Origin of the sequence: Lysobacter sp. cf310, from assembly GCF_900114355.1 — a bacterium.
GTDB lineage: Bacteria > Pseudomonadota > Gammaproteobacteria > Xanthomonadales > Xanthomonadaceae > Lysobacter.
Genome location: NZ_FOSS01000003.1, coordinates 547,102 through 559,571 on the forward strand (window position 1 = coordinate 547,102; position 12,470 = coordinate 559,571).

The window sequence follows — 12,470 nt, forward strand, 5'->3', positions numbered from 1 at the left end:
TTACAGCCCCATCTGCAGCTTGGAGGTGGCGATCTGCGTCGCCAGGTTGGCGATCGCCGGTTCCATCAGGTCGGTGAGCGGCTTGGGCCAGATGCCCAGCAGCAGCACGCCGGCGGCGAACACGCCCAGCACCAGGGCCTCGCGCGGGTTGATGTCTTCGAGCTCGGCGACGTGGGCGTTGCCGACCTCGCCCCAGATCGTGCGCTTGACCAGCCACAGGGTGTAGGCGGCGCCGATGATGAGGGTGGTGGCGGCGGCGAAGCCGATCAGCGGGTGCTTCTGGAACGCGGCCAGGATCACCATGAACTCGCCGACGAAGCCGGACGTACCCGGCAGGCCGGAGTTGGCCATCGCGAACAGCACCACGAACGCCGCGAACCAGGGCATCACGTTGGCGACGCCGCCGTAGTCCTTGATCATGCGGCTGTGCATGCGGTCGTAAAGCACGCCGACGCAGGTGAACATCGCGCCCGACACGAAGCCGTGGCTGATCATCTGCACCATCGCGCCCTGCAGACCCATGCGGGCGGCGTCGACGTTGCCGTAGTCGCGCACCAGGGCGAAGGAAATGAAGGTGCCCAGGGTCACGAAGCCCATATGCGAGACCGACGAGTACGCGATCAGCTTCTTCATGTCCTCCTGGACCAGGGCGACCAGGCCGACGTAGATCACCGCGATCAGACTCAGCGCGATCACCAGCCAGGCCCACTCCTGCCCCGCGTCCGGCACCACCGGCAGGGTGAAGCGCAGGAAGCCGTAACCGCCGATCTTCAGCATGATCGCGGCCAGGATCACCGAACCGGCGGTCGGCGCCTCGACGTGCGCGTCCGGCAACCAGGTGTGGACCGGGAACATCGGCACCTTGACCGCGAACGCGATCAGGAACCCGAAGAACAACCACATCTGCTCGGTCGCGGTCAGCGACAGCGGGTACCAGTCGGCCAGCTGCCAGCTGCCGCTCTTGAGGTACAGGTAGATCAGCCCGATCAGCATGAACACCGAGCCGAGGAACGTGTACAGGAAGAACTTCACCGCGGCGTAGACGCGGCGCGGGCCGCCCCAGACGCCGATGATGATGAACATCGGGATCAGCATGCCCTCGAAGAACACGTAGAACAGCATCGCGTCCATGGCCGAGAACACGCCGACCATCAGGCCTTCCAGGACCAGGAAGGCGGCGTAGTACTGGCTCACGCGCTTGTCGACCGAGCCCCAGGCGCTGATCAGCACCAGCACGGTGACCAGGGTGGTCAGGCCGATCAGGGCCACCGAAATGCCGTCCGCGCCGAGGTGGTAGCGGATGTCGTAGGCCGGGATCCAGGCCCGGTCCTCGATGAACTGCATGCCGGCATTGGTCGCATCGAAGCCGGTGAACAACAGCACGCTCAGGACCAGGGTCACCAGGCCGATGGCGAGCGCGAACCAGCGCGCGGAACCGGCGCGCTGGTTGCCGAAGGCCAAGGTGGCCAGGCCGCCGACGATGGGCAGCCAGATGATCAAGGAGAGCAGATGGGTGCTCAGCAAGGGAATGGTGCTCTGCAAGGGCTCGGGGCTCACGTCTCGGTCCTTGTCCTGTTAGCGCCAGTAACGAATCAGCACGGCCAGCAGTGCAATCAGGCCGAGGATCATCGCGAAGGCATAGTGATAGAGATAACCGGATTGCGCGCGGCGCACGATTCCGGCGACGAAGTCGACCACGCGCGCGCTGCCTTCGACGATGCCGCCGTCGATGACGCGGCTGTCGACCTCGCGCGAAGCCTTGCCCAGGCGTACACCGCCGGCGGCGAAGCCTTCGATCCAGAGCTTGTCGAAGTAGAACTTGTCTTCGAGCACGCGTACCGGCCAGGCAAACAGCTTGCGGGCCTTGGCGGGCAGATCGGTCCAGATCAGGTACATCGCCGTCGCGAGCGCGAAACCAGTAAAGGCGAACCAGAACGCAGGTGCGAAGAAACCATGCCATGCGAATCCGGCGGGGCCATGCTCCCAGGCTTCCTTACCCACCAGCGCCACGGTGTCGCGCATGGGCTCCAGATCGATCGCGCCCAGGAAGTACGGCAACTGCGGTACATGACCCGTCCAGTCGGTGCCGAACAGCATCGGACCGGCGGTGAAGTAGCCGATCAGCACCGACGGAATCGCCAACAGGATCAGCGGCAGGGTCACCACCCACGGCGACTCGTGCGGCTCGTGCGCGCCGTGGTGGCCGTGGTCGTCGTGCGCATGCTCGTCATGGGCGTGCGCATCGTGATGCGCATCGTGGCCGTGGTCGGCGTGGGCGTCGCGGAAACGCTCCTTGCCGTGGAAGGTCATGTAGAGCAGACGGAAGCTGTAGAACGCGGTCACGAAGGCGCCCGCCAGCACCGCTAGATAGGCGTACTGCGAGACCCAGGTCGCGTGCGCGCCGTTGGCGGCGTGGTGCGCGGCCTCGATGATGGTGTCCTTCGAGTAGAAGCCCGAGAAGAACGGCGTGCCGACCAGGGCCAGCGTGCCCAGCAGGCTGGTCCAGTAGGTGATCGGCATGTACTTGCGCAGGCCGCCCATCTTGCGCATGTCCTGCTCGTGGTGCATGCCGATGATCACCGAGCCCGCGGCCAGGAACAGCAGCGCCTTGAAGAAGGCGTGGGTCATCAGGTGGTACACCGCCGACGAGTAGGCCGACACGCCCAGCGCCACGGTCATGTAGCCTAGCTGCGACAGGGTCGAGTACGCGACCACGCGCTTGATGTCGTTCTGGACGATACCCATCAGGCCGGTCCAGAACGCGGTGGTGGCGCCGATGAACAGCACGAAGTTGAGCGCGGTGTGCGACAGCTCGAACAGCGGCGACATGCGCGCGACCATGAAGATGCCCGCGGTCACCATCGTCGCGGCGTGGATCAGGGCCGAGATCGGGGTCGGGCCTTCCATCGAGTCCGGCAGCCACACGTGCAGCGGCACCTGCGCCGACTTGCCCATGGCGCCGATGAACAGGCAGATGCAGATCGCGGTCGCGGCCGACCAGACCACCGGCGCGGCGGTGACCTGCCAGCTGTGGCCGAACAGGCTGAGGCTGCCGCCCCAGATGCCGATGGTGCGGTTGGCGATCTCGCCGGCCTTGGCGAACACCACGCCGTAGTCCAGCGAACCGGTCGCCCATAGCACGCCGGCGATACCCAGCAGGAAGCCGAAGTCGCCGACGCGGTTGACCAGGAAGGCCTTGAGGTTGGCGAACACCGCGGTCGGGCGCTTGAACCAGAAGCCGATCAGCAGGTACGACACCAGGCCCACCGCTTCCCAGCCGAAGAACAGCTGCAGGAAGTTGTTGCTCATGACCAGCATGAGCATCGAGAAGGTGAACAGCGAGATGTAGCTGAAGAAGCGCTGGTAACCCGGGTCCTCGGCCATGTAGCCGATGGTGTAGATGTGCACCAGCAGCGAGACGAAGGTGACCACCACCATCATCATCGCGGTCAGCTTGTCGATCATGAAGCCGACGTTGGCCTCGATCCCGCCGACCTGGAACCAGGTGTAGAGGTTTTCGTTGAACGGCAGCGCCGCCTGCGCGACCAACTGCCACAACACGTAGCACGACAGCGCGCAGCTGACCGCGACACCGAGGATGGTGACGGTGTGCGCACCGGCGCGGCCGACCTGGCGCCGGAACAAGCCGGCGACGATCGCGCCCAGCAACGGCGCGAGCACGATGGCGAGCAGGACGGACTTGGAGAGTACGACGGGTTGCATGCCGGTCAGCCCTTCATCGTGTCGATTTCAGCGACGTTGATCGTGCGCCGGTTGCGGAACAGCGTGACCAGGATCGCCAGGCCGATGGCGGCCTCGGCGGCGGCGACGGTCAGGATGAAGAACACGAACACCTGACCAGCCGGATCGGCCAGCTGGCGCGAGAACGCGACGAAGTTGATGTTGACGGCGAGCAGCATCAGCTCGATCGACATCAGCAGCACGATCACGTTCTTGCGGTTGAGGAAGATGCCGGCGACGCTGATGCAGAACAGCACCGCGCCCAGCGCGAGATAGTGGCCCAGGGCCAGACCGGCTCCGAAGAATTCGCTCACGGCTTGGCCTCCTCGACGGGCGCTTCGGGTTCGGGCGGCAGCGGCTTGACCGCGTCCATCTTGACCATGCGCAGACGGTCGCCGGCGCGCACGCGCGCCTGCTCCGACGGATTCTGGTGCTTGGCGCCCGGACGGCGACGCAGGGTCAGCATCACCGCGGCGATCACCGCCACGGTCAGGATCACCGCGGCGACCTCGAACGGCAGCAGGAATTCGGTGAACAGCGCGCGCGCCAGCCACTTGGTGTTCTCGCCGCCGGACGGATCGGCGGTCAGTGGCGTGGCGATGTTGGCCTTGACCCCGATCAGGGTCAGCATCTCGACCAGCATCACCACCGCGACCAGCAGGCCGACCGGCAGATAGCGCACATAGCCCTCGCGCAGGGGCGCGACGTCGATGTCGAGCATCATCACCACGAACAGGAACAGCACCATCACCGCGCCGACGTAGACCAGGATCAGGGCCACGCCGAGGAACTCGGCGCCGGCGATGATCCACACGCAGGCGACCGAGAAGAAGGTCAGCACCAGGCTGAGCGCGGCGTGCACCGGGTTCTTGACGCTGATCACCGCCACCGCGGCTGCGGTGGCCGCGAAGGCGAAGACGAAGAAGGCGATCTGGGCGAGATCCATATCAGGCACTCAGCGGAAGGCGGCGTCGGCGGCGCGGCGCTCGGCGATCTCGGGCTCGAGACGGTCGCCGATCGCCAGCAGCTGCTGTTTGGTGACGATGTTCTGTCCGCGCTGGTCGAAGTGGTATTCGTGGATGTGGGTCTCGACGATGGAGTCGACCGGGCAGGACTCCTCGCAGAAACCGCAGAAGATGCACTTGAACAGGTCGATGTCGTAACGCGTGGTGCGGCGGGTGCCGTCCTCGCGCTTGGTCGAGTCGATGGTGATCGCCAGCGCCGGGCACACGGCCTCGCACAGCTTGCAGGCGATGCAGCGCTCTTCCCCGTTGGGGTAGCGGCGCAACGCGTGCACGCCGCGGAAGCGCGGCGATTGCGGCGTCTTCTCCATCGGGTACATCAGCGTGTACTTGGGCTTGAACAGGTACTTGAGCGTCAGCCCGAGGCCCTGCGCGAGCTCGATCAGGAGCAGGCTCTTGAAGTAGGAAACGATGCGATTCATGTCTTGAGCCTGTCCTTACACGCCCGGCAGGAACACTTTGTAGTACGCCATGACGGCGACCACGCAGATCCAGGCGATCGTGAGCGGAATGAACACCTTCCAGCCCAGACGCATGATTTGGTCGTAGCGGTAGCGCGGGAACGAAGCGCGGAACCAGATGAAGCAGCTGGCGAAGAAGAACACCTTCGCGAACAGCCACCACCAGCCATCGACCGAGAGGAACGGAATGCCCAGGCCCTGGAACGGGCTCAGCCAGCCGCCGAGGAAGAAGATCGAGGTCAGGAAGCTGATCAGGATCATGTTCGCGTATTCGGCCAGGAAGAACAGCGCGAACGCCGAACCCGAATACTCGACCATGTGGCCGGCGACGATCTCCGACTCGCCTTCGACCACGTCGAACGGCGCGCGGTTGGTCTCGGCCACACCGGAGATGAAATACACCACGAACAGCGGCAGCATCGGCACCACGAACCATTCCAGCGCGCCGGCGTTGCCGGACTGCGCCATCACGATCTCGGTGAGGTTGAGGCTGCCGGCGCCGACCATCACGCCGACCATGGCGAAGCCCATCGCGATCTCGTAGGACACGACCTGGGCCGCGGCGCGCATCGCGCCGAGGAAGGCGTACTTGGAGTTCGAAGCCCAGCCGGCCAGGATGATGCCGTACACGCCCAGCGAGGTCATCGCCAGCAGATAGAGCAGACCGGCATTGGCGTTGGACAGCACCGCCTGCGCGTCGAAGGGCACCACCGCCCAGGCCGCGAACGCGGGCGCCAGGGTCAGTAGCGGCGCCAGCTTGTACAGGAAGGGCTCGGCGCGGGCCGGCTGGATCACTTCCTTGAACAGCAGCTTGAACACGTCCGCGAAGGCCTGAAGGATGCCCATGCCGACGTACATCGGGCCGCGGCGCACGTGCATCCAGCCGATCAGCTTGCGCTCCCAGACCACGTAGAACGCGACCGTGATGATCACCGGCATGGCGATCAGCAGGATCTTCAGCACGATCCAGGCCACCGCGCCGGCGTTGCCGAACGACAGGAACCATTCGCGGGTCGGGTCGACCAGTTGGGTAGTGAACATACCGTCCGTCATGGCTTATGCCCTCCCCGCCTGGACGCGACCGGCGCCCAGCGGCGCGGTGGCGCCGTGGCCGGTTTCGATCCAGACCGTGCCGCGCGCGACCTTGTCGCTGGTCGCGACCGGCAGGGTCGCGGTACCGGCAGCGGCGGCGAACTTGCCGACCACGCCATCGGCCAGGCCCAGGTCCTGAGCGTCGAGCGGGTGCAGCACCGCGCGCGGCGCGAGGTTGAGCGGATGCGACTGCAGCGCGGCGGCACGACGCACGGTGGCGTCGCTGCGGTAGATCGCGATGCTGGCGGCGACCTCGAAGCCCTCGCCCGCTATATTCGTCGTCTTGCCAGCCGCCGGCTTGAACGAAGCCGGCTGGATGCCGGCGCGCAGGCCGGCCAGATCGGTGAAGTCGAAACCGGCCGCGCCGAGCTCGCCGCCCAGTGCGCGCAGCACGCGCCAACCGGCGCGCGCCTGACCCGGCAGCTTGCCGCCGGCGCTCGCGCTCTGGTCGCGACCGTCGAGGTTGGTCAGGGTGGCGTCGATTTCGGGCAGCAGGCCGATCGGCAGGATCACGTCGGCGACCGCGCGGGTCGAGCGACAGGCGTAGTGGCTGAAGGCCACGACCTGGGCCTGACCCAGCGCCTTGAGCGCGCTGGCGGTGTCGGCGAAATCCAGACCCGGCTCGATGCCGTAGATCAGGTAGGCGCCGCGCGCGTCGGCGAGCATGCCCTGGGCGTCGCGCGCGCTCGGCAGCACGCCGTGGCGGCTCAGGCCCAGCGCGTTGGCGCCCTGCGGGATGCGGCACAGCGCGGCACCGGTGGCGACGGCGAAATCGGCCGCGGCGGCGCGGATCGCGGCCGCGTGCGGGCCGTTCTCGGCCAGCGCGCCCAGCACCACGGCGACGCGGCTGCCGGCCTTGGCGGCCTCGCGCAGCGCGCCGTCGGCGAGCGCCGCGGCCAGCTGCGACGGCGCGACGATGTGCTTGCCGGCCAGATCGAAGGTGAAATCGAAATCGACCGGGTTGACCGCGTGCACCTTGGCGCCGCGGGTCCAGGCCTTGCGCACGCGCTGGTGCGCGAGCGGCAGTTCGTGGCGCAGGTTGCTGCCCACGATCACGATCACGTCGGCCTGCGAGAGGTCGGCGACCGGCATCGCGAAGGCTTCGGCGACGGCGGCGTCGGACAAGTCGTGCTGAGCGATGCGGTGATCGAGGTTGCCGGTACCCAAGGCGCCGGCCAGGCGCGCCAGCAGCGCGCCCTCTTCGTTCGAGGTCGCCGGATGGGCGAGCACGCCCAGCGCGTCGGCGCCGTTGTCGCGCAGGATCCTGGCGGCGCGCGAGATCGCGTCTTCCCACGTCGTCTCACGCCATTCGCCGCCGTCCTTGACCATCGGCGCGGTAGCGCGGTCTTCGGCGTACAGGCCCTGGTGCGAGTAACGATCGCGGTCCGACAGCCAGCATTCGTTGACGGCTTCGTTGTCGCGCGGCACCGCGCGCAGCACGTCGCCGCGACGCACATGCAGGAACAGGTTGCTGCCCAGCGCGTCGTGGTAACCCAGCGACTCGCGCGCGGTCAGCTCCCAGGGACGGGCCTGGAACTGGAACACCTTGTTGGTCAGCGCGCCGACCGGACAGACGTCGATCACGTTGCCGGACAGCTCGGTGGTCAGCGGCTTGCCGTCGTAGGTGCCGATCTGCAGGTTCTCGCCGCGGTACATGCCGCCCAGCTCGTAAGTGCCGGCGACTTCCGCGGTGAAGCGCACGCAGCGCGTGCACTGGATGCAGCGGGTCATCTCGGTGGCGACCAGCGGGCCCATGTCTTCGTCGGGCACCACGCGCTTGCGCTCGGCGAAGCGGCTGACCGAACGGCCGTAGCCCATCGACAGGTCCTGCAGCTCGCACTCGCCGCCCTGGTCGCAGATCGGGCAGTCCAGCGGGTGGTTGACCAGCAGGAACTCCATCACGTTGCGCTGCGACTTCAGCGCCTTGTCGCTGCGCGTGACCACCTTCATGCCGTCCATCACCGGCGTGGCGCAGGCCGGCGCGGGCTTGGGCATCTTCTCCACTTCGACCAGGCACATGCGGCAGTTGGCCGCGATGCTGAGCTTGTCGTGGTAGCAGAAACGCGGGATCGGAATGCCGGCCTTGTCGGCGGCCTGGATGATCATCGAGCCCTTGGGCGCGGCCATCTCGACGCCGTCGATGAAGACGGTGACGTGGTCGGGCGGCAGGTTCGGATTTACCGGCTGGGCGCTCATGCGGCCACCTTCTCGACCGTGCCGGCGGCCTGGTCGTCGACGAGGAAGCGCTTGTTCACGATCGCGTACTCGAACTCGTTCCAGTAGTGGCGCAGGAAGCCCTGCACCGGCCACGCCGCGGCTTCGCCGAACGCGCAGATGGTGTGGCCTTCGATCTGGCCGGCGGCGGCGCGCAGCATCTGCAGGTCTTCCAGCGTGGCCTGCTTTTCGACGATGCGGGTCAGCATGCGGTACATCCAGCCGGTGCCTTCGCGGCAGGGCGTGCACTGGCCGCAGCTTTCCTTGAAATAGAAACGCGCGATGCGCTGGCAGGCGCGGACCATGCAGGTGGTCTCGTCCATCACGATCACGGCGCCGGAACCCAGGCCGGAACCGGCCTTCTGGATCGCGTCGTAATCCATGGTCAGGCCCATCATGGTCTCGCCCGGCAGCACCGGCATCGAGGAACCGCCCGGGATCACCGCCTTGAGCTTGCGGCCGTCGCGCATGCCGCCGGCCATTTCCAGCAGGTCGGCGAACGGCGTGCCCAGGCGGATCTCGAAGTTGCCCGGCTTGGCGACGTGGCCGGACACCGAGAAGATCTTGGGACCGCCGTTGTTGGGCTTGCCGAGGTTGAGGAACCACTCGGCGCCGTTGCGGATGATCGCCGGCACCGAAGCGTAGGTCTCGGTGTTGTTGATCGTGGTCGGCTTGCCGAACAGGCCGAAATTGGCCGGGAACGGCGGCTTGTAGCGCGGCTGGCCCTTCTTGCCCTCCAGCGACTCCATCAGCGCGGTTTCTTCGCCGCAGATGTAGGCGCCGGCGCCGAGCGCGCCGTAGATGTCGATGTCGATGCCGCTGCCCAGCACGTTCTTGCCCAGCCAGCCGTGCTCGTAGGCTTCCTTCAGCGCCTGCTCGAAATGCTCGAACGGCTCGTGGTGGAATTCGCCGCGCAGGTAGTTGTAGGCCACGGTGGAACCGGTGGCGTAGCAGGCGATCGCCATGCCCTCCACCACCGAGTGCGGGTTGTAGCGCAGGATGTCGCGGTCCTTGGCGGTGCCCGGCTCGGACTCGTCCGAGTTGCACAGGATGTACTTCTGGGTACCGCTGCCCTTGGGCATGAAGCTCCACTTCAGGCCGGTCGGGAAGCCCGCGCCGCCGCGGCCGCGCAGGCCCGAGCCCTTGACCATATCCACCACCTGGGCCGGATCGATCTTCTCGCTCAGGATCTTGCGCAGCGCCGCGTAACCGCCGGTCTTGAGGTAGTTCTCGTACGACCAGGGCGTGTCGAAATGCAGGGTCGTGTAGACGACCTGATGCTCCTGCGGAGCCGGGCCGACCGGACCGTAGCCCTGGGAATAGTCGTGGTGATCGTGATGCGCCATCTGGCCCTGCCTCACTTCAAACCGTCGAGAATCTCGTCCACCTTGGCGGTGTCGAGCTTCTCGCGGTAATGACCGTTGACGACGACTACCGGCGCGCCGCAGCACGCGGCCAGGCACTCTTCCTCGCGCTTGAGGAAGATGCGGCCGTCGGCGGTGGACTCGCCGAGCTTGCAGCCCAGCTTCTTCTCGGCGTGGCGGACCAGGTCCTCGGCGCCGTTGAGCCAGCAGCTGATGTTGGTGCAGAAGGCGACGTTGTGGCGGCCGACCTTCTCGGTCTCGAACATCGAATAGAAGCTCGCGACCTCGTAGGCCCACACCGGAGGCAGGCCCAGGTACTTGGCGACGCCGGCGATCAGCTCGTCGCTGAGCCAGCCGCCGTTCTGCTCCTGCGCGGCGTGCAGGCCCTGCAGCACGGCCGAACGCTTACGGTCCGGCGGAAACTTGCTCAGCCAGTGATCGATATGCGCGCGCGTCTTGTCCGACAGCACCGCCATCGGATCGACATGCTGCGCGGTTTCGAAATTGCCAGTCGCCTTCATTCGCTCTATTCCTCAGTGATCGCCGCGATCAGCGGTCGATCTCGCCGAACACGACGTCGTAGGTGCCGATCATGGCCACCACGTCGGCCAGCATGTGACCCTTCACGATCTCGTCCATCGAAGACAGGTGCGCGAAACCCGGCGCACGCAGCTTGCAGCGGAACGGCTTGTTGGCGCCGTCGGAGACCAGGTAGCAGCCGAATTCGCCCTTGGGCGCTTCGACCGCGGCGTAGGTCTCGCCGGCCGGCACGCAATAGCCTTCGGAGAACAGCTTGAAGTGGTGGATCAGGGCTTCCATGTCGTCCTTCATTTCCTCGCGCTTGGGCGGCGCGACCTTGAAGTTGTCGACGATGACGGGGCCCGGATTGGCCTTCAGCCACTTCACGCACTGCTTGATGATGCGGTTGGACTCGCGCATTTCCGCTATCCGGACCAGGTAGCGGTCGTAGCAGTCGCCGTTGACGCCGACCGGGATATCGAAATCGACCTCCGCGTACTTGGCGTAGGGCTGCTTCTTGCGCAGATCCCAGGCGATGCCGGAGCCGCGGACCATCGGCCCGGTCATGCCCAGGGCCAAGGCCTGCTCCGGCGACACCACGCCCACGCCGACGGTGCGCTGCTTCCAGATGCGGTTGTCGGTGAGCAGGGTCTCGTACTCGTCGACGCGCTTGGGGAAGTCGTCGGTGAACGCGTCCAGGTAGTCCAGCAGCGAACCTTCGCGCCATTCGTTGAAGCGCTTGAGGCTGCTGCCCTTCTTCCACGGCGATTCGCGGTACTTGGGCATGCGGTCCGGCAGGTCGCGGTAGACGCCGCCCGGACGGTAGTAGGCCGCGTGCATGCGCGCGCCGCTGACCGCTTCGTAGCAGTCCATCAGCTCTTCGCGCTCGCGGAACGCGTACAGGAACACCGCCATCGCGCCCAGGTCGAGCGCGTTCGAACCCACCCACATCAGGTGGTTCAGGATGCGGGTGATCTCGTCGAACATGGTGCGGATGTACTGCGCGCGCTCCGGCGCCTCGATCCCCAGCAGGTTCTCGATCGCGCGCACGTAAGCGTGCTCGTTGCACATCATCGACACGTAGTCCAGGCGATCCATGTAGCCGATCGACTGGTTGAAGGGCTTGGACTCGGCCAGCTTCTCGGTACCGCGGTGGAGCAGACCGATATGCGGGTCGGCGCGCTGCACGACCTCGCCGTCCATTTCCAGGATCAGGCGCAGCACGCCGTGCGCGGCCGGATGCTGGGGGCCGAAATTGAGGGTGTAGTTGCGGATCTCGGCGTTGTTCAGGCCCGAGGTCGCGCTGGCCTTGCCCGGCAGTTGAGCGCTCACTTCTTCACCTCCGAGCGCTGCGCGGCTTCGCCGACGGCGGTCTGGTAGCGGGCGTCGTCGCGGATCACGCGCGGCACGCCGACGCGCGGCTCGATCGACACCGGTTCGTAGACCACGCGGCGCTTGTCGGGGTCGTAACGCACTTCGACGTTGCCGATCAGCGGGAAGTCCTTGCGGAACGGATGACCGACGAAGCCGTAGTCGGTGAGGATGCGGCGCAGGTCCGGATGGCCTTCGAAGATGATGCCGAACAGGTCGAAAGCTTCGCGTTCGAACCAGTTCACGCCCGGCCAGATCGAGGTCAGCGAGGCCACGGTCGGCAGATCGTCGTTGTCGGCGAACGCGCGCAGACGCACGCGGCGGTTGTGTTGGTACGACAGCAGGTGCGCGACCGCGGCGTAGCGACGCGCCGGCAGGGTCGGCACGCCGTTGGGCGACTCGCCCCAGACGAAACGGCCGGCGCTCTTGCCTTCGACGCCGCGCGAGAAGCCTTCCGAGGACACGTCGGTGTCCCACTCGTCGCTGCCGTAGCTGAGGTAGTCGACGCCGCTGACGTCGACGCATTGTTCGAAGCCGAACTCGTCGCGCAGCGCGCGCGCGGCGTCCAGCCAGTCGGCGGCGCTGGTTTCCAGCGTCACTTCGCCGCGCGGCTGGGCGACCACGATGGCGGCGCCCGGAAAACGGGCGCGCAGGCGGTCGGCGAAAGCGTTCACGGTTTCGGTCAT

Annotated in this window: 11 protein-coding genes; all 11 read right to left on the bottom strand. The window is 66.6% G+C overall.

Features of this window, described 5'->3' with window-relative positions; genetic code table 11:
• From BMZ45_RS13710 to BMZ45_RS13760, 11 genes are read right to left on the bottom strand one after another with little or no spacing between them, the layout of a single operon-like run.
• Window positions 1–1,524, bottom strand: a complete 1,524-nt coding sequence (locus tag BMZ45_RS13710) for an NADH-quinone oxidoreductase subunit M (RefSeq protein WP_091637263.1) — start codon at window positions 1,522–1,524, stop codon at window positions 1–3.
• Window positions 1,525–1,575: 51 nt separating this feature from the next.
• Entirely contained in the window at window positions 1,576–3,723 is a 2,148-nt protein-coding gene (gene nuoL / locus BMZ45_RS13715; RefSeq protein ID WP_091637091.1) for an NADH-quinone oxidoreductase subunit L, read from the bottom strand.
• A gap of 5 nt (window positions 3,724–3,728) precedes the next feature.
• Window positions 3,729–4,025, bottom strand: a complete 297-nt coding sequence (gene nuoK / locus BMZ45_RS13720; protein WP_148649187.1) for an NADH-quinone oxidoreductase subunit NuoK — start codon at window positions 4,023–4,025, stop codon at window positions 3,729–3,731.
• A gap of 26 nt (window positions 4,026–4,051) precedes the next feature.
• Window positions 4,052–4,687 carry an NADH-quinone oxidoreductase subunit J gene (locus tag BMZ45_RS13725; protein ID WP_091637092.1) on the bottom strand — a complete coding sequence of 212 codons (636 nt, stop codon included), beginning with the start codon at window positions 4,685–4,687 and terminating at the stop codon, window positions 4,052–4,054.
• A 9-nt stretch (window positions 4,688–4,696) separates the two neighbouring features.
• Window positions 4,697–5,185 (bottom strand): NADH-quinone oxidoreductase subunit NuoI, encoded by a 489-nt coding sequence (nuoI, locus tag BMZ45_RS13730; RefSeq protein WP_056175410.1) that lies wholly within the window; start codon window positions 5,183–5,185, stop codon window positions 4,697–4,699.
• A 15-nt stretch (window positions 5,186–5,200) separates the two neighbouring features.
• Window positions 5,201–6,265: an NADH-quinone oxidoreductase subunit NuoH gene (gene nuoH, locus BMZ45_RS13735; protein ID WP_091637093.1), complete on the bottom strand. Its 1,065-nt coding sequence runs from the start codon at window positions 6,263–6,265 to the stop codon at window positions 5,201–5,203.
• A gap of 15 nt (window positions 6,266–6,280) precedes the next feature.
• Window positions 6,281–8,512: an NADH-quinone oxidoreductase subunit NuoG gene (nuoG, locus tag BMZ45_RS13740; RefSeq protein WP_091637094.1), complete on the bottom strand. Its 2,232-nt coding sequence runs from the start codon at window positions 8,510–8,512 to the stop codon at window positions 6,281–6,283.
• Window positions 8,509–9,876: an NADH-quinone oxidoreductase subunit NuoF gene (gene nuoF / locus BMZ45_RS13745; RefSeq protein WP_091637095.1), complete on the bottom strand. Its 1,368-nt coding sequence runs from the start codon at window positions 9,874–9,876 to the stop codon at window positions 8,509–8,511. The genes nuoG and nuoF overlap by 4 nt, the downstream gene beginning before the upstream one ends.
• Before the next feature lie 11 nt (window positions 9,877–9,887).
• Entirely contained in the window at window positions 9,888–10,415 is a 528-nt protein-coding gene (gene nuoE, locus BMZ45_RS13750) for an NADH-quinone oxidoreductase subunit NuoE (RefSeq protein ID WP_091637096.1), read from the bottom strand.
• Between the two features lie 28 nt (window positions 10,416–10,443).
• A complete protein-coding gene (locus tag BMZ45_RS13755; protein WP_175489065.1) occupies window positions 10,444–11,745 on the bottom strand; it encodes an NADH-quinone oxidoreductase subunit D in 1,302 nt (433 codons plus the stop codon).
• Complete coding sequence (locus BMZ45_RS13760) at window positions 11,742–12,470, bottom strand: NADH-quinone oxidoreductase subunit C (protein WP_091637097.1); 729 nt, start codon at window positions 12,468–12,470, stop codon at window positions 11,742–11,744. The genes BMZ45_RS13755 and BMZ45_RS13760 overlap by 4 nt, the downstream gene beginning before the upstream one ends.